At 42.5% G+C, this 16,388-nt stretch carries 19 protein-coding genes; 1 reads left to right on the top strand and 18 read right to left on the bottom strand.

What is annotated here, in order from left to right:
• Window positions 1-92: 92 nt before the first annotated feature.
• From ACEE44_RS00810 to ACEE44_RS00830, 5 genes are all read right to left on the bottom strand, one after another.
• Window positions 93-695, bottom strand: coding sequence for an L-threonylcarbamoyladenylate synthase (locus ACEE44_RS00810; RefSeq protein WP_449170908.1), 603 nt, complete (start codon window positions 693-695; stop codon window positions 93-95).
• A complete protein-coding gene (gene prmC, locus ACEE44_RS00815) occupies window positions 682-1,515 on the bottom strand; it encodes a peptide chain release factor N(5)-glutamine methyltransferase (RefSeq protein ID WP_449170909.1) in 834 nt (277 codons plus the stop codon). The genes ACEE44_RS00810 and prmC overlap by 14 nt, the downstream gene beginning before the upstream one ends.
• Complete coding sequence (prfA, locus tag ACEE44_RS00820) at window positions 1,515-2,594, bottom strand: peptide chain release factor 1 (RefSeq protein ID WP_449170910.1); 1,080 nt, start codon at window positions 2,592-2,594, stop codon at window positions 1,515-1,517. The genes prmC and prfA overlap by 1 nt, the downstream gene beginning before the upstream one ends.
• Before the next feature lie 369 nt (window positions 2,595-2,963).
• On the bottom strand, window positions 2,964-3,539 hold the full coding sequence (locus ACEE44_RS00825) for a thymidine kinase (protein WP_105124582.1): 576 nt from the start codon (window positions 3,537-3,539) through the stop codon (window positions 2,964-2,966).
• 98 nt (window positions 3,540-3,637) lie between these two features.
• Window positions 3,638-3,862: a hypothetical protein gene (locus ACEE44_RS00830; RefSeq protein ID WP_449170911.1), complete on the bottom strand. Its 225-nt coding sequence runs from the start codon at window positions 3,860-3,862 to the stop codon at window positions 3,638-3,640.
• A gap of 122 nt (window positions 3,863-3,984) precedes the next feature.
• Here ACEE44_RS00830 and ACEE44_RS00835 point away from each other — a divergent pair, with 122 nt between their 5' ends.
• Window positions 3,985-4,167 (top strand): 4-oxalocrotonate tautomerase, encoded by a 183-nt coding sequence (locus ACEE44_RS00835; protein ID WP_002934978.1) that lies wholly within the window; start codon window positions 3,985-3,987, stop codon window positions 4,165-4,167.
• A 48-nt stretch (window positions 4,168-4,215) separates the two neighbouring features.
• On the opposite strand, the gene lepA is transcribed toward ACEE44_RS00835, so the two are convergent.
• The 13 genes from lepA to dapB all read right to left on the bottom strand — a co-directional run bounded on the left by lepA (window position 4,216) and on the right by dapB (window position 16,380).
• Window positions 4,216-6,048 carry a translation elongation factor 4 gene (gene lepA, locus ACEE44_RS00840; protein ID WP_449170912.1) on the bottom strand — a complete coding sequence of 611 codons (1,833 nt, stop codon included), beginning with the start codon at window positions 6,046-6,048 and terminating at the stop codon, window positions 4,216-4,218.
• A gap of 94 nt (window positions 6,049-6,142) precedes the next feature.
• A complete protein-coding gene (gene ndk / locus ACEE44_RS00845) occupies window positions 6,143-6,556 on the bottom strand; it encodes a nucleoside-diphosphate kinase (protein ID WP_449170913.1) in 414 nt (137 codons plus the stop codon).
• A gap of 9 nt (window positions 6,557-6,565) precedes the next feature.
• The gene (gene yihA, locus ACEE44_RS00850; protein WP_332412445.1) at window positions 6,566-7,153 is read right to left on the bottom strand and encodes a ribosome biogenesis GTP-binding protein YihA/YsxC; all 588 of its coding nucleotides are present in this window, start codon (window positions 7,151-7,153) and stop codon (window positions 6,566-6,568) included.
• Between the two features lie 61 nt (window positions 7,154-7,214).
• A complete protein-coding gene (gene clpX / locus ACEE44_RS00855; protein ID WP_449170914.1) occupies window positions 7,215-8,441 on the bottom strand; it encodes an ATP-dependent Clp protease ATP-binding subunit ClpX in 1,227 nt (408 codons plus the stop codon).
• A gap of 197 nt (window positions 8,442-8,638) precedes the next feature.
• The gene (locus ACEE44_RS00860; RefSeq protein WP_024378658.1) at window positions 8,639-9,151 is read right to left on the bottom strand and encodes a dihydrofolate reductase; all 513 of its coding nucleotides are present in this window, start codon (window positions 9,149-9,151) and stop codon (window positions 8,639-8,641) included.
• Between the two features lie 395 nt (window positions 9,152-9,546).
• The gene (locus tag ACEE44_RS00865; RefSeq protein WP_449170915.1) at window positions 9,547-10,386 is read right to left on the bottom strand and encodes a thymidylate synthase; all 840 of its coding nucleotides are present in this window, start codon (window positions 10,384-10,386) and stop codon (window positions 9,547-9,549) included.
• Between the two features lie 52 nt (window positions 10,387-10,438).
• A complete protein-coding gene (locus tag ACEE44_RS00870; protein ID WP_449170916.1) occupies window positions 10,439-10,741 on the bottom strand; it encodes a hypothetical protein in 303 nt (100 codons plus the stop codon).
• Window positions 10,742-10,753: 12 nt separating this feature from the next.
• Entirely contained in the window at window positions 10,754-11,032 is a 279-nt protein-coding gene (locus ACEE44_RS00875) for a hypothetical protein (RefSeq protein ID WP_248054121.1), read from the bottom strand.
• A 123-nt stretch (window positions 11,033-11,155) separates the two neighbouring features.
• Entirely contained in the window at window positions 11,156-12,115 is a 960-nt protein-coding gene (locus ACEE44_RS00880; protein WP_449170917.1) for an ROK family glucokinase, read from the bottom strand.
• Between the two features lie 92 nt (window positions 12,116-12,207).
• Window positions 12,208-12,543 (bottom strand): hypothetical protein, encoded by a 336-nt coding sequence (locus tag ACEE44_RS00885; protein WP_449170918.1) that lies wholly within the window; start codon window positions 12,541-12,543, stop codon window positions 12,208-12,210.
• Entirely contained in the window at window positions 12,544-14,412 is a 1,869-nt protein-coding gene (locus tag ACEE44_RS00890; protein ID WP_449170919.1) for an ABC-F family ATP-binding cassette domain-containing protein, read from the bottom strand.
• Window positions 14,405-15,616, bottom strand: coding sequence for a CCA tRNA nucleotidyltransferase (locus tag ACEE44_RS00895; RefSeq protein WP_449170920.1), 1,212 nt, complete (start codon window positions 15,614-15,616; stop codon window positions 14,405-14,407). The genes ACEE44_RS00890 and ACEE44_RS00895 overlap by 8 nt, the downstream gene beginning before the upstream one ends.
• On the bottom strand, window positions 15,613-16,380 hold the full coding sequence (gene dapB / locus ACEE44_RS00900) for a 4-hydroxy-tetrahydrodipicolinate reductase (RefSeq protein WP_449170921.1): 768 nt from the start codon (window positions 16,378-16,380) through the stop codon (window positions 15,613-15,615). The genes ACEE44_RS00895 and dapB overlap by 4 nt, the downstream gene beginning before the upstream one ends.
• Window positions 16,381-16,388 lie beyond the last annotated feature (8 nt).

Consider the following 16,388-nt stretch of genomic DNA (forward strand, 5'->3'; position numbering starts at 1 on the left):
TGCGTCTCGTTGCCTAGTACTAAAAGTAAACTAAAAGACTATATTTTTCTAATCGCTGACAAATCTGCAAACTCAATACTTCGAATCATGTCTTAATCCTCAAATTCTATTTCAGGGACAGCGGCTTGGATTTCTTCTCGGCTGATACTGCCTTGTCGGAGAATTCTAGCTTTTGGTCCTGAAAGATCTAAGATGGTTGAATCAATTCCAGTCAAGGCCTCGTCATCGGCTATCCCTTCCAATTTTTCAGAGAATTGTGATAGGACTTTGGTAAACTCTTTTCCACTTTCTCGCCCCGAAACGTTGGCAGAAGGTCCGATTAAGGGACCAGTTTCCCTAATCAACTGAAGGGTTTTTTCGTGATTTGGCAGACGAAATCCAACGGTATCCAGTCCAGAATTAACCCAAAAAGGAACGTTCTTGTTCGCCTCAAGGATGATTGTTAGCGGTCCCGGCATAAACCTATTATACAGTTTTTCCAGATAATAGGGTGGATTTTGACTGAAAAAATAGATATCGTTCAGATTTGAAACATTTAAGTTCATGGCCTTGTCCCTAGGACGTTGTTTCAACTGATAGACACGATTGACTGCATCTTCATTCAAGGCTTGGGCAAAGAGGCCATAGACAGTTTCAGTCGGCAAAACAACAGCCCCACCACTTTCGAGGATTGTTCGGAGTTTATCCATTGTCATCTGCCACAACCTTTCTATCCTGACCGAATTGGTCTTTTATAACGCGAACACGCTTTTCGGGAAAATGCAGGGCCAGTAAGTCTGTTAAGGCCTGTCCTTGCTTGTAGCCAATTTCAAAGTAGAGTTTTCCATTTTCCTTCAAAAATGTCCCTGCCTGTTCCGCAATTTGTCGATAGATGGCCAGCCCATTTTCTTCTGCGAACAGGGCTAAATGTGGTTCCGATGCTAAAACATTGGCTCCAACTTCGTCCTTGTCGTCTGGTGAGATATAAGGTGGATTGGAAACAATGATATCAAATTGACCTGTCACAGCTTGCAAGACATCCGACTGTATGAATTGAACAGAAACCTGATTGCTTCTTGCATTTTCCTGAGCCACTGCCAAGGCATCTTCTGAGATATCTACTGCTACCACTTCCCAATCAGGTCTAGCTTTTGCAAGAGAGATCGCAATGGCACCGCTTCCTGTACCGATATCTAAGATACGCAAACCTGCTCTGCTATTTTCCTGCAAAATCAAATCGACCAATTCTTCCGTTTCTGGTCTTGGAATTAAAACCCGCTCGTCCACCGCAAACTCTAAGTCGTGAAAATCAGCCTTGCCGACAATGTACTGGGCAGGTCGGTGCTGGGAGAGTTGCTGAAAAATATGGTTCAGTAGCTCTTGGTCAGCTGTACTAACTTCCTGTCGGAGCAAGAGGAGAAATTCCGTAAAATTCAGTCCTTTTAAGCCTCGAAAGGTGAAGGACAGGGACTCTGCCTCTTCACCTATTGCTACTAATTCTTCTTCGTATGCTGCAAATAATTGAGCGTAATTCATTATTTGTTAAGCTCTTCCAGTTTTTGCGTTTGATCGTAGAGAACAAGGGCATCAACAACTTCGTCCATCTTACCCGACAAGATGGTATCGAGCTTCTGCAAGGTCAAGCCGATACGGTGGTCTGTCACACGGTTTTGTGGGAAGTTGTAAGTACGGATACGCTCTGAACGGTCACCAGTACCGATGGTAGATTTACGCTCTGCATCCTGCTCATCTTGGGCAATTTGTGCAAAGTGGTCAGCTACACGGGCACGGATAATCTTCATAGCTTTTTCACGGTTTTTCTGCTGGGTCCGTTCTTCCTGCATTTCCACCTTGATATTTGTTGGCAAGTGAACGATACGTACGGCAGTCGCAACCTTGTTGACGTTCTGTCCACCAGCACCAGATGCGTGGTAGATATCAACACGGAGGTCTTTTGGATCGATGTCATATTCCACTTCTTCGACTTCTGGCATGATGAGGACAGTCGCTGTTGAGGTGTGGACACGACCTTGGCTTTCTGTCACAGGGACACGTTGGACACGGTGAGCTCCTGATTCATACTTGAGTTTTGAATAAATGGATTGACCAGATACCATGGCAACCACTTCTTTGATACCACCAACACCGTTATAAGAAGCCTCCATGACTTCAAAACGCCAGCCTTGACCTTCTGCATATTTTTGGTACATGGTCAAAAGATCACCAGCAAAGAGGGCAGCCTCGTCACCACCTGCAGCACCACGGATTTCCAAGATGATGTTTTTGTCATCATTAGGGTCTTTTGGCAAGAGAAGGATTTTCAACTTTTCTTCATATGCTTCTTTGTCAGCTTTTGCTTGTTTAAGTTCTTCCTTAGCCATTTCCTCCAAGTCAGCATCGCCAGAAGATTCTTTAATCATTTCTTCTGCATCGACAATGTTTTGAAGTACATTCTTATATTCACGGTAGGCTGTTACTGTATCACGAGTTGCCGCTTCTTCTTTGGACAACTCCATAAAACGCTTGGTATCGCTGACTACATCAGGGTCAGACAACAATTCACCAAGTTCCTCGTAGCGATCTTCCACCGCCTGTAATTGATCGTAGATGTTCATAATTTTAAGATATTAAGGGCGTTAAACGAACAAAGCAAAAATAGGAGTTTTGACGAAGGACGAAAGCGTCCTAGGAAAAACTATCTTTTTTGCACAGTTCGTAGCCCGAATTCAGTTCCTTTCTAAAAATTTGGAAAGAACACACTTCAAGTTAGCTTGTAGGGCGTGTGCAGTTCTATTAAGATACAAAGCCCGTTAAGCAAGCACAGTCAAAATAGGAATTTCGACCAAGAGTTACAAACACTTGGAGAAATTATCTTTTTGACACAGCTTGTAGGGCGTGTTCAATTCATTTCTGTAATATATAGGTCATGAAACAGGCACAGTTTCTAGCACGTGTTCATTCTTTCGATAGATGGTTTACTTGCGCTACATCTCAATTTCCGGTGAAAAGTAATGTTTGCGGCAAACTGGGATGTAGGTTTCATTTCCACCGATTTGAATTTGAGCGCCTTCATAGGTTGGCTTACCATCTTGCGTTCGCAAAACCATAGTGGCTTTCTTGGAACAATATTGGCAGATTGTTTTAATTTCATCCAACTTATCGGCCAACAGCAACAAGTGTTGGGAACCTTCAAAGAGTTCATTTCGGAAATCATTTTTAAGACCGAAAGCCATAACTGGAACATCCAATTCATCTACCACTCGTGCCAAGTCATAGACATGGTGGCGACGAAGGAATTGGGCTTCATCAATCAAAACACAATAAGGACGAGGTTCCATTTTCTGAATGTAACCAAAGATGTCCATCTCATCATCAATTGCTACTGCTTCACGTCGCATACCAATACGACTTGAAACAACACCAAAGGCATCGCGGGTATCCAAGGCAGAAGTCATAATGACGACAGGCTTACCCTGCTCTTCATAGTTATGGGCAACTTTAAGAATTTCAATGGTTTTGCCAGAATTCATCGTCCCATATTTATAGTATAATTGAGCCACTTTTCACTTTCCAATCTTAAAATTTCACTCCTTCCATTTTATCATAATTTGACCATTTAGGAAACAGAAAAACAAGCCCGATTTGAGCTTGTTTGATATTAGGACCAAGGTAATGATAAGAAATTTCCGACACACTCAAAAATAATTTTAGCAGCTTTTGGTTTCCACTTGTATAGCATGACACATCCATAGATTAAGCCTAGGAAGGAGAAGGTGATCAATAATGGTCCTTGCCATATACATTGGGCAAAAACAGTTGCCGCTAGATATAAAAACAGACCGACAAGCAGGAATGAAAACAACATACGATAAACATAGTTCATAAGCCAACACCTCCTATGTACGTGTAGAATAGCACGAATTGCAAGCGGTGTCAAATGTTTACTTATAGAAAGCAGGTAAAATTTATGCTATACTGAAACTAGCAAAATAAAGGAGAAACCATATGCCATTTGTACGTATTGATTTGTTTGAAGGACGCACAGAGGAACAAAAAATCGCTCTTGCCCGTGAAGTGACTGAGGTGGTATCACGCAATACCAATGCTCCAAAAGAAGCCATTCATGTCTTTATCAACGATATGCCAGAAGGAACCTACTACCCACAAGGCGAAATGAAGCGTAAATAAGAGAAAACACTCTTGCAAGAATGCAGGAGTGTTTCTTTGTATCAAATCTTATTTCTTGTCATCTTCATCCATGCTAAGTACGCTGAGGAAGGCTTCCTGAGGGACTTCGACGGAGCCGATAGCTTTCATACGTTTCTTACCAGCTTTTTGTTTTTCCAAGAGTTTGCGTTTACGGGAAACGTCACCGCCATAACATTTAGCCAAAACGTTCTTACGGAGGGCCTTGATGTCACTACGAGCCACGATTTTCTGGCCGATTGCTGCTTGAATTGGCACTTCAAACTGCTGACGAGGAATGATTTTCTTGAGTTTATCCACGATAAGCTTCCCACGTTCATAGGCAAATTCCTTGTGGACGATAAAGCTGAGAGCATCGACCTTGTCACCATTGAGGAGAATATCCATTTTCACCAACTTGGATGAACGGTATTCCGAAATCTCATAGTCAAAGCTTGCGTAGCCACGGGTAGAAGACTTGAGTTTGTCAAAGAAATCAAAGACAATTTCAGCCAAAGGAATTTGGTAGATGACATTGACACGATTATCATCGATATAATCCATAGTCACAAAGTCACCACGCTTGCGTTGAGCCAATTCCATGACTGCACCGACATACTCCTGCGGTACCATGATTTGTGCTTTAACGTAAGGCTCCTCAATATTGGCAATCTTAGTGGGGTCTGGGAACTCTGACGGATTGGCTACATCAATAGACTCTCCGTCTGTCATATTGACATGGTAAACTACCGACGGAGCTGTCATGATCAGGTCAATGTTAAACTCACGCTCAATTCGTTCTTGGATAACATCCATGTGCAAGAGCCCCAAGAATCCACAGCGGAAACCAAATCCAAGTGCCTGCGATGTTTCTGGTTCAAACTGCAAGCTAGCATCGTTAAGCTGGAGTTTTTCCAAGGCTTCACGAAGATCATTGTACTTGTTGGAATCAATCGGATAGATACCTGCAAAGACCATCGGGTTCATCTGCTTGTAGCCAGCTAGCGGTTCACTGGCAGGATTTTCAGCCAAGGTCACCGTATCACCGACACGGGTATCTGCAACTGTCTTGATAGAGGCTGCAATGTAACCAACATCACCAGTCGCCAAATAATCACGCCCCATTGCTTTTGGTGTGAAAATCCCCACTTCCGTCACATCGAAAGTCTTGCCATTGCTCATCATCTGGATGGTATCGCCTGGTTTTACCACACCATTGACGATACGAACTTGCAAGATAACGCCACGATAGGGATCGTAAACTGAATCAAAAATCAAGGCTTGCAACGGTGCTGCAACATCACCAGTCGGTGCAGGGACTTTCTCCACGATTTGCTCCAAGATTTCCTCGATACCAATACCCGCCTTAGCTGATGTTGGCACTGCTTCTGAGGCATCCAAACCAATCACATCTTCGATTTCCTGACGGACACGTTCTGGGTCTGCTGCTGGTAGGTCAATCTTGTTGATGATTGGCAAGATTTCCAAGTCATTATCCAATGCCAGATAAACGTTAGCCAAGGTCTGTGCTTCAATACCTTGAGCCGCGTCCACCACTAAGATTGCTCCTTCACAAGCTGCAAGAGAACGAGATACTTCATAGGTAAAGTCCACGTGTCCTGGCGTGTCAATCAAGTGGAAAATGTAGGTTTCCCCATCTTTAGCCTTGTAATTGAGCTGAACAGCGTTCAATTTGATGGTAATCCCACGCTCACGCTCCAAGTCCATGCTGTCGAGCAACTGGGCCTGCATTTCCCGGCTAGAAACTGTTTCTGTTTTTTCAAGAATGCGGTCAGCCAGAGTTGATTTTCCATGGTCAATATGGGCAATAATGGAGAAATTACGGATTTTCTCCTGTCGTTTTTTCAATTCTTCTAAATTCATGTTTCTTCCTCTACAAGAGTATTACTCCTCATTATATCAGATTTAGTGATAATTTTCCATAAGAAAAACACCTAGAAACTAGGTGTCTGCTCTGCTATTTCCCCAACCATAAGGCGATTTCACGGTGAGCAGCTTCTATGCTGTCAGATCCGTGAACAACATTGGCCACAATTCCCTCAATAGGCGCTGTCGCGAAGTCACCACGAATGGTTCCGGGTAAGGCATTGACTGGATTGGTAGCCCCCATCATATCTCGCCAAGATTTGACGACTTCCGGTCCTTCTAAAATCCCTGCGATAAGCGGCCCGCTGGTCATATAAGTCACCAAATGCGGAAAGAAAGGTTTGTCTGTTAAATGCTCATAATGTTGAGCGACCAAGTCCTCCGTCGCTGTCATCATATTTAGGTCACGAATGACAAATCCACGACGTTCCACTCTGCTGAGAATTTGCCCAACCAGTCCACGTTTGATAGCGTCAGGTTTGATAATGAAAAATGTTTGTTCCATAAAAACCTCCTAAATCTCACTCAGGATAGCATCCCAAGCCTGGTTATAACCATGGCGGGTTTCGGATGAAAAGACGACAAACTGGTCATTTTTATCGAAATCCAATTTCTTTTTGATAATGGATTCATGCTTGTTCCATTTACCACGTGGAATTTTATCTGCCTTGGTCGCAACGATGATGACTGGAATTTCATAGTATTTTAAAAACTCATACATTTGAACATCGTCAGCCGATGGCTCATGGCGCATATCAACCAAACTAACGACCACGCGTAAATTATCGCGACTGGTCAAGTATTCTTCAATCATTTTGCCCCATTTTGCTCGCTCAGTCTTGGAAACCTTGGCATAGCCATAGCCTGGCACATCGACGAAACGAATTTTGTCATCGATATTGTAAAAGTTTAACTGTTGGGTCTTACCTGGTTTTCCTGAAGTGCGGGCCAGATTTTTTCTTCCGAGCAAGGTATTGATGAAGGAAGATTTTCCGACATTTGATCGGCCAGCCAGGGCGATTTCTGGGATATCGTCATCAGGGTATTGGGCCTTTGAAACTGCACTCAGCAGAATTTCAGCATTGTGTGTATTGATTTCCATTCTTTACCTCTCATAAATAAGGGGGAGAAAGCTAGCTGCTTATCACCCCTAATGATCATTTTTAGGCAGTTTCTAGCAATGGCTTTTCCTTGCCATCTACTGCTGCTTTTGTAACACGAACACGTTTGACCTCTTCTTGACTTGGAACTTCAAACATGACATCCAACATGGTTTCTTCGATAATAGAACGAAGTCCACGCGCTCCTGTTTTCCGCTCAATCGCCTTCTCAGCAATGGCCAACAAGGCATCCTCATCAAAATCCAACTCTACATCATCGTATGACAAGAGGGTTTGGTATTGTTTAACCAGAGCATTCTTAGGTTCTATCAAAATACGCACCAAGTCCTCGGTTGTTAACTGGTCTAAAGCTGCAAATACAGGCAAGCGACCAATCAATTCTGGAATGATACCAAACTTTTGAATATCATCAGCAATGATATGTTGCATGTAAGAATCTTTTTCATCAATGGCACGATTGTTTTGACCGAAACCGATGATTTTCTCACCTAGACGTTGCTTGACAATTTCCTCAATCCCGTCAAAAGCACCACCTACGATGAATAAAATGTTTTTGGTATCCACATGGATCATTTCTTGGTTAGGATGCTTGCGTCCGCCTTGTGGTGGCACGCTGGCAACAGTTCCCTCGATGATTTTCAAGAGAGCCTGTTGGACACCTTCGCCCGAAACATCGCGGGTAATGGACACATTTTCACCTTTTTTGGCAATCTTATCAATTTCATCCACATAGATAATCCCTCGTTCTGCGCGGTCAATGTTAAAATCTGCCGCCTGCAAAAGCTTGAGGAGAATATTTTCTACGTCCTCACCGACATAACCCGCCTCAGTAAGAGCGGTCGCATCCGCAATGGCAAATGGTACATTCAGACTTTTGGCTAAGGTTTGAGCCAAGAAGGTCTTACCAGAACCAGTTGGACCAATCATAAGGATGTTTGATTTTTGCAAATCAACATCGCTTTCATCACGGTTATCTTGGAAATTTATCCGCTTGTAGTGGTTGTAGACTGCTACTGCCAAGGCGCGTTTAGCACGGTCCTGTCCGATAACATAATTGTTTAAAATATTGAGTAATTCCTGTGGCTTTGGAGTGTCAGCCAGGTCAGTCAATACTTCTTCTGCCAATTCTTCGCGAATAATTTCCTGAGCCAGCTCCACACATTCATTACAGATGAACACATTGTTTCCAGCGATAATTTTTTTAACTTCTTCTTGATTTTTCCCGCAAAATGAGCAATAAATTAACTCATGGTTATGCTTAACAGCCATTTATCTCCTCTTTCATATCTCTTATCTAAACAAAAATCCATATACAGCATGGATGCTATTGACTAAATTGGTAAAAGCGTTCAATAGAAACAAAATCGCTAAACCAAATCTTTTCTTTTTAAAGGCTTGAATTGCACAAAGAACACAGATTCCACATAGAAATGCTGTAAATAAACCGAATAAACTTCTCTCCATGCCTAACCATCTCTTCTTTCATAGGTTTTTATTGTAAAATCATACGGGTTTTTCTCGTCTTTTGGACGTAAATTGGCGCTTTGTAGCTGAAATTTCTCCATAGGAAATGCTTTCGGAAAATACACATCGCCATTAAATTGACCGTGAATATCTGTCACTATTAAAGCTTCAATGTAAGGTGCAAAAGCAGTAAAAATTTGTCCCCCACCAAGCACAAATAGAGTATGCTCCTGTTTGTTATACCAATCTAGGACATCTTCCACACTGTGTAAAATGGTAACATGTTCATTCTCTAGTTGATAGGTTTTATCTGTAGTCAAAACGATGGTGTGACGATTGGGAAGAGCACGTTTACCCATGCCGTCGAAGGTTATACGTCCCATCACCATCGTGTGACCTGTTGTCGTTTCTTTGAAATGAGCAAAGTCAGCTGGCAATGACCAAGGAAGTCTATCACCTTTTCCAATCAATCCATTTTCATCTTGAGCCCAAATGGCAACAATCTTTTTAGTCATTTTCTCTCACTTTCCGTCCTATCATTCTATCAAAAAAACATGAAAAATGCACTTACCAAGTAGGCCAAGCGCAAATTTTATAACTAGAACCAATTCCTCAATTTTATATATTCTTGATGGACGAAACTCTACTTACTACTGTTTATTAAAATCGGACTTCAATTGCTCCAACACTTTAGGACGGTGCTGGAGGTTGGAAAGTGAAACAGTTCGGGAAACTGTTTCAGCCCGAACTTATAATTAAAGAAGCGAGGTAATAGAACGAAGTTCTTACTGCTAATTCAGTTAAATCGCCAAATCAAACTTCAATTGCGGTTTAACTGGCTTCGACAGTCTGAGTATAGACTGTTGAAGGTTGGAAATAGAAAGAACGAAGTTCTTCACTGCTAATCCAGTTAAATCGCTAAATCGAATTTTAACTGAGGTTTAACTGGATTGTAGTCCACTAGCTCAAAATCTTCTGCCTTAATATCAAAGAAATTCGTTCCGTCTGGGACGTTCAAGACCAAACGTGGCTTGATTTCTGAAGGTGTGCGACGGAGCAATTCTTCAGCTTGTTCGAACTGATTGTCATAGATGTGAAGATTGTTGATGAAATAGAAAAACTTCCCAACCTTCCAACCAAAATGCTTGGCAATCATCATTTGAAGAGCAACATACTGCATGGCGTTGATATGGTGAGCCACTAACATATCATTTGAGCGCTGAGTGAGGGTCGCATCTAGATAAATGTCTCCCTCCACTCGGCGAACATCAAACATGGTTTGAAAGGCACATGGCAAGAGACCTGCAGATTGGTCAAAGGCTTCATAATCCCACAAAGAAATCACATTGCGGCGATTCCATGGATTTTCTTCCAATTGCTTGAGGATTTTTGAAATGATGTCATGCTTTTTCACGATAGCCCCATAGCGTTCACCGATTGTACCAGTACCATCCACTTCCCAGTCATTCCAATACTGGACACCGTATTTTTCCTGCAAAACCGACAAATCATTGGTTTGGTCTTGGTAAATCCAGAGAATTTCCTTAATGGCGGATTTAATAGGAATTGGTCTTAGTGTGGTAATGGGAAACTCCCCCTTGGCCAAGTCATACTCTGCAAAGGAACCAGTAATATACTTGGAATTAGCAACGTTTCCATCCTTGTAACGTGGGCGAGCATTTTCTGAAAAAACGCCATCTTCCATAATCTTACGAATGTTCTCTTTAAAAATATTATCTGCTTTAGTCATGGTATTAGTATAGCAAATTCTAGCAAAAAACTCCAGTTTTGCACCGGAGTTCTCATTCGAAAAAAATTGAAAAGAAATTAAGTTGGAATAAACCAGATAGGGAAGTTACTAGGCTGAACAGTATAAGATGGAAAGCAAGCAAGGTGACACTCAACAATATCTGACGAACATTTTTCCTATAAATAGCCGTTGGTAGAGTAGCTAGTCCTAAAAATGCAATGATATAAAATATCAGCTTAAAATTCACATTTAAAATACCAAACCACTGGCCTATTGGTAAAAATAGCATAGCAATGAGAAAAGCAGCAATGCTATAGAGGACAATATTTAGCCGTCTTAATAGGGTCATATTCATAAATAACTCCTTCTAGGGACCGAAGAGAACATAGCCCAAGCCAAAGAACAAGGGGAAAGAAATGATCAATAGAATACTGATGATACCTGTCCAAAGTTTTTTGTAATAGATTGACAAGATGAGAATGAGTGCCCCGAATATTGGCAAAATCAGCATAGTCGCTACAGAGCCCCAACTAGACGGGAAAAACCAGTCACGAATCCAGTAATCAAGGAAAAAGGCAGACAGTAAAATCAAAAGCCCGACTATAGTTAGATAGTCAATTAGTTTAGGCATACTTACTTGTTTCATACACCGACACTCCTTTCTCTTTTCACTATTATTGTATCCTTTTATCAATCAATTTTCAATATATGTATATAAAGAAAGTGTGACAGCGGATTAAAAAAAGCAGGGAACCCCTGCTCCTAATCATTATTTCAAAACCAGTGATGCGGCGCCTAATACACCTGCATCATTGCCACGAGTTGCCAAGACAATTTGTGTGCTTTCCTTGATTTGTGGGAAGCTGTTTTCCGCAAAGACCTTGCGAACACCGTCCAACAGGAACTCACCTGCAGCTGATACACCACCACCCAGAACGATGTAGGCTGGATTGAGGACTGCCGCAATGTTGGCACAAGCCACACCTAGGTATTCAGAGAAGTGACGGTAGACAATCAAAGCCAAATCATCGCCTTCTTTTGCCAAATCAAAGACATCTTTAGCCGTTACATCTTGCCCATCATCAATCATTTGTTTCAGTTTAGCATCGCCAGCGTATTGATCAGCATAGCGACGGCTGAGGTTGACAATACCTGTCGCTGAAGCAACTGTTTCTAGACAACCTTTCTTACCACAAGTACATGCAAATGGCTCATCAAAGTCAACTGTGATATGACCTAATTCACCACCAGCACCTTTGACACCACGAATCAAGTTTCCAGCAGCAATGACACCACCACCAACACCAGTTCCAAGGGTCATAAATACAACGTTTGGATTGTTGTTTCCAGCACCAACCCACTGCTCACCGAGAGCCGCTACGTTGGCATCATTGTCGATAAAGAATGGCAAACCAAGTGCAGTTTCAAACTGTTCTTTGACCAACTGCAAGGTCTTCCAGTTGAGGTTATAGGCTCCGATAACAGTGCCAGCATCACTATCCACTACACCGGGAGACCCCATACCAACACCCAAAAAGTCATCTTTTGTCAAACCATGGGTTTCAAAACGATGTTGAATGCTCTCGATAATATCAGGTACAATGTGACTTCCCTCATCAAAAATATTGGTCTTGATAGACCATTTTTCTTGAATTTCTCCCTCAGTAGTCAAAATGGCCAATTTAACAGATGTACCACCCAAGTCAATACCAATAATTTTTTTAGACATAATCATCACCTCAAATGTATTTTCTTTATTATAACACAATGCAAAGGTTTGCGTAAAGCCTTTTCAAAAATCTGTACGGATAAAAAATTGCTCTATCGAAAGAGATAGAGCAAAATTAAAAATTGAATATGTAAGATAAACCTTCCAATGGAAAAGAGCATAACTGTCGTAAAATTACTACCTTCTTTCGTTCCATTATAGAGAAAAAGAGTAGAAATAAAGGTAAAACCTAGAGCAAAGCCCACCATTTGTACATCGTGATAGGCCTGACTATAAAAATACAAGGTGCTTGTCAGCAATATCATGGATAGGATAGTTAAAATCAAGCGCAATGTATTCATTTTTTTGGTCTTTAGATAGCTAAACAAAGCCGCTCCCAAGGTCACCAAGAGATAGATGACCATATATGACATGACAAGAACTTTCATCTAGCCCTCCAGTTCGCTCAGATACTCATACCGCTCATATTTTTCCAAGAGCAGGTCGTTTTTCTCATCCAATTCCTTCTGCAAATCGGACAATTTTGTAAAATCACTACCATAGGTCAGCATTTCCGCCTCGATTTCCGCAATCCGCTCCTCCAAGCCAGCAATATCCTCTTCGATGGTCGCCCATTCCTGCTTCTCAAAGTAAGACATCCGCTTCTTGGTTTCTTTTATCTTCTCGGATTTCTCCTTTGGTTTTTCCAAGGAAATGGCAGAGCTGGAAGCCAGAAAGGCCTTCTCATCCAGATAGTCAGTGTAGTTGCCAAAGAAGGTCTGAATGCCGTCGTCTTCAAAGGCCAAGATTTTGTTAGCCACCTTGTCCAAGAAATAACGGTCGTGACTGACGGTAATGACCGGACCAGCAAAGCCCTGTAAGAAATGTTCCAAGACTGTCAAAGTCGCTATGTCCAAGTCGTTGGTTGGCTCATCTAGTAAGAGAACATTGGGTCGTTGCAAGAGAATTTTCAGCAAATAAAGTCGCTTCTTCTCCCCACCTGACAATTTCTCAATCAGGGTACCATGGGTATTACGTGGGAAGAGGAATTGCTCCAAGAGTTCTGCGATAGAAACCATACCAGATGTCGTCTTAGCTTCTTCTGCCACTTCCTGCAAGAAATTGATGACGCGCTTGCTTTCGTCTAAGCCCTTGATGGTCTGAGAAAAATAACCGATACGGATAGTTTCACCAATATCTACCTTACCGCTGTCTGCTTGTAAGTCGCCTGCGATTAGATTAAGCAGGGTAGATTTTCCTTTCCCGTTATCACCAACAATTCCTATGCGGTCCTTGTTTTGAATGAGCAGGTTAAAGTCTGCTAAAATGGGCTTATCAGGATAGGAAAAGCTGACATTTTCAAAGTTAATGACTTTTTTACCGATACGAGAGGTTTCAAAATTGATTTCCAGTTCGCTATCGTCTATCTTGTTGGCTAAATCGCCTTTGAGGTCATGGAAACGATTGATACGGGCCTGTTGCTTGGTTGCACGAGCTTGAGGTTGTCTGCGCATCCAAGCCAGCTCTTGTTTGTAGAGCTGCTCTTTCTTATGGCGAAGGGCGGCATCTCGCTCGTCCTGTTCTGCCTTCAAGCGAACATAGTCCTGGTAATTTCCCTGATATTCGGTTAAGCTGGCGCGATCCAATTCAAAAATCCGTGTCGCCACATTGTCCAAGAAATAGCGATCGTGGGTAATAAAGAGAACAGACTTTTTAGTATTTTTCAAGAAAGTCGTCAACCATTCAATGGTATCAATGTCCAGGTGGTTAGTCGGTTCATCCAGCAAGAGCAAGTCAGCATTGCCAAGGAGGACTTGGGCCAATTGCACTCGTCTACGTAGACCACCCGATAACTCAGCAACGGTTTTGTTGAGGTCTGTCAGACCGAGTTTTGACAGAACAGTCTTGACCTGGCTTTCAATCTCCCAAGCATTGAGAGAATCCATCTCTGCCATGACTTTCTCCAGTCTTGCTTGACTGCTTTCATCATAGTTTGACAAGAGCCGTTCATATTCACGGATTAACTGGGTTTCCCGTAAATCCGAAGACAGAACAGTATCTAAGACAGTTTGGCTTTCATCAAATTCAGGCTCTTGGGTCAAATAAGAAATTTTATAGGCATTCTTCGTCTGGAAAGGGGACACATCACCATCAAAGCCAATTCGACCAGACAGGACATCCAACAAAGTCGTCTTTCCTGTACCATTGACCCCAATAATCCCGATACGGTCGCCTTGATGAATGATAAATGAAAGATCGGCAAAAACCGTCTTATCTCCAACAGACTTGGTCAGGTGTTCAACGATAAAATCACTCATTGTCTAATCTCCCTTTTACAAATGTCTTAATCGCTTGCTCTTCGTTTTCAAGCTGTCCTTCCACAATCTGGAATTCCACCTCTTTGAGCAAATTGCCCAATACTGGACCTGGTTTGAGGTCAAATGCCTTCATCAGATGTCCTCCATTGACAACAATTTCATGCTTGTCGTGGATAGTCAAGGCTTGGTCAATCTTATCGATTGCTGCAAAATCTGTAACAAAACCTTGTGCCTGACGAAGTTCCTCTACCAAGTATAAGAATTCTTTGCCATACTTGAAACAGATTTGCTTGGTAACAGGTCCTGCTTGGCGGAGCTGATAAATCTCTACCAATTTGACCGCGCTGCGTTGGAAATCATTACTGGTTTTCCATTTTTTCAGGAAGGATTTGATGTTATCGATACCTAAACAGACAAAGAGCAGGGCCCAAGCCTGTTCAGAAGTTGAAAATCGGAAGTCCTCTACTAAACTGGTCAGCATACTTTCAAGCTCTTCACCCTTGTCTGCTAGGTCTGGCAAGAAATCGTAAGCCTTCGAATCAATCATAGCTCGCAAGCCTTTTCGCCAAAAATCCGCCATCAAGAGTTTATCAAACTCGATAAAACTGCGCTCCACAGAGATTTTTTCTAAGAGCGATGCGGTTTCAACCATGGCTTCAAAGGTCGTTGATTCAATCTCAAAGTCCAAGGTCGCCGCAAAGCGAAAACCTCGCATGATACGGAGGGCATCTTCGTTGAAACGCTCAGCCGGGATGCCTACAGCCCGTAGGGTGCGGTTTTCTAAGTCAGTCATCCCATCAAAGAGGTCAACAATCTGTGCTTCTTCATCCAGAGCAAAGGCGTTGACTGTGAAGTCGCGACGTTTGAGATCCTCTTCTAAGGAACGCACAAAAGAAACCTGACTCGGCCTACGGAAGTCAACATACTCCTCCTCTGTCCGAAAGGTGGTGATTTCATACTCCTTATTGCCTTCCAAGACTAGGACAGTTCCATGCTCAATCCCCACATCGATAGTCCGAGGAAAAATCTGCTTGGTTTCTTGCGGATAGCTAGATGTGGCAATGTCAACATCATGAATAGGTCTGCCCAAAATAGCATCACGCACGGAGCCACCAACAAAGTAAGCCTCAAAGCCAGCTGCTTTAATTTTCTCTAAAATCGGCAAAGCCTCCTGAAACTCAGAAGGCAGATTGTTTAATTTCATAATAAGTGTTCCAAACCATAAACGAGTTGTGAGCGTTTGACTACCTCTTTAATGCCGAGATTGACACCGCCCATAAAGGAAATACGATCATAAGAGTCATGACGAATGGTCAAGCCTTCACCTTGCGCACCAAAAATCACTTCCTGATGGGCAACAAGGCCTGGCAAACGAACCGAGTGAATACGGAATCCGTCAAATTCTGCACCACGTGCTCCAGCAATCAGTTCTTCTTCATCCGCTGCACCTTGAGCCTGTGATTGACGGACTTGTGAAATGAGTTCGGCCGTTTTGACAGCCGTACCACTCGGTGCATCCTTCTTCTTATCGTGGTGTAATTCAATGATTTCAAGATTTGGGAAATACTTGGCTGCCTGTACTGCAAATTGCATAAGTAAGATAGCGCCAATAGCAAAGTTAGGAGCAATCAAGCCGCCCAAACCCTTCTCAGCAGATAAGGCGGTCAATTCCTCGATTTCTTCAGGGGTAAATCCTGTCGTTCCAACCACAGGTGCGAAACCATTTTCTAAGGCAAAACGGGTGTTTTCATAGGCAAATTTTGGCGTTGTAAAATCCACCCAGACATCAGCTTCTAGGCTGGCAACTTCTTCTTTGGTCTTGAAAACAGGAACACCATCTACTTCTGTTTCTGTCGCAAAGGGATCCACCAAGGCAGCCAGACTAAGTGCTGCGTCACCTTTGACCATCTCAACAGCCGTTGAGCCCATTTTTCCTTTGAATCCTGCGATAATTACCTTAATTGTCATGCAAACTC

It is taken from the genome of Streptococcus sp. 32226D021BW (assembly GCF_053545015.1).

What these genes read in the sequence shown, in the direction of transcription:
- ACEE44_RS00860 (WP_024378658.1), bottom strand. Translation starts at nt 9,151, where the DNA reads ATGACTAAAAAGATTGTTGCCATTTGGGCTCAAGATGAAAATGGATTG.
- ACEE44_RS00875 (WP_248054121.1), bottom strand. Translation starts at nt 11,032, where the DNA reads ATGAAACAAGTAAGTATGCCTAAACTAATTGACTATCTAACTATAGTC.
- ACEE44_RS00830 (WP_449170911.1), bottom strand. Translation starts at nt 3,862, where the DNA reads ATGAACTATGTTTATCGTATGTTGTTTTCATTCCTGCTTGTCGGTCTG.
- prmC (WP_449170909.1), bottom strand. Translation starts at nt 1,515, where the DNA reads ATGAATTACGCTCAATTATTTGCAGCATACGAAGAAGAATTAGTAGCA.
- ACEE44_RS00865 (WP_449170915.1), bottom strand. Translation starts at nt 10,386, where the DNA reads ATGACTAAAGCAGATAATATTTTTAAAGAGAACATTCGTAAGATTATG.
- dapB (WP_449170921.1), bottom strand. Translation starts at nt 16,380, where the DNA reads ATGACAATTAAGGTAATTATCGCAGGATTCAAAGGAAAAATGGGCTCA.
- prfA (WP_449170910.1), bottom strand. Translation starts at nt 2,594, where the DNA reads ATGAACATCTACGATCAATTACAGGCGGTGGAAGATCGCTACGAGGAA.
- yihA (WP_332412445.1), bottom strand. Translation starts at nt 7,153, where the DNA reads ATGGAAATCAATACACACAATGCTGAAATTCTGCTGAGTGCAGTTTCA.
- ACEE44_RS00870 (WP_449170916.1), bottom strand. Translation starts at nt 10,741, where the DNA reads ATGAATATGACCCTATTAAGACGGCTAAATATTGTCCTCTATAGCATT.
- lepA (WP_449170912.1), bottom strand. Translation starts at nt 6,048, where the DNA reads ATGAATTTAGAAGAATTGAAAAAACGACAGGAGAAAATCCGTAATTTC.
- ACEE44_RS00895 (WP_449170920.1), bottom strand. Translation starts at nt 15,616, where the DNA reads ATGAAATTAAACAATCTGCCTTCTGAGTTTCAGGAGGCTTTGCCGATT.
- ACEE44_RS00885 (WP_449170918.1), bottom strand. Translation starts at nt 12,543, where the DNA reads ATGAAAGTTCTTGTCATGTCATATATGGTCATCTATCTCTTGGTGACC.
- ndk (WP_449170913.1), bottom strand. Translation starts at nt 6,556, where the DNA reads ATGGAACAAACATTTTTCATTATCAAACCTGACGCTATCAAACGTGGA.
- ACEE44_RS00810 (WP_449170908.1), bottom strand. Translation starts at nt 695, where the DNA reads ATGACAATGGATAAACTCCGAACAATCCTCGAAAGTGGTGGGGCTGTT.
- ACEE44_RS00880 (WP_449170917.1), bottom strand. Translation starts at nt 12,115, where the DNA reads ATGTCTAAAAAAATTATTGGTATTGACTTGGGTGGTACATCTGTTAAA.
- ACEE44_RS00835 (WP_002934978.1), top strand. Translation starts at nt 3,985, where the DNA reads ATGCCATTTGTACGTATTGATTTGTTTGAAGGACGCACAGAGGAACAA.
- clpX (WP_449170914.1), bottom strand. Translation starts at nt 8,441, where the DNA reads ATGGCTGTTAAGCATAACCATGAGTTAATTTATTGCTCATTTTGCGGG.
- ACEE44_RS00890 (WP_449170919.1), bottom strand. Translation starts at nt 14,412, where the DNA reads ATGAGTGATTTTATCGTTGAACACCTGACCAAGTCTGTTGGAGATAAG.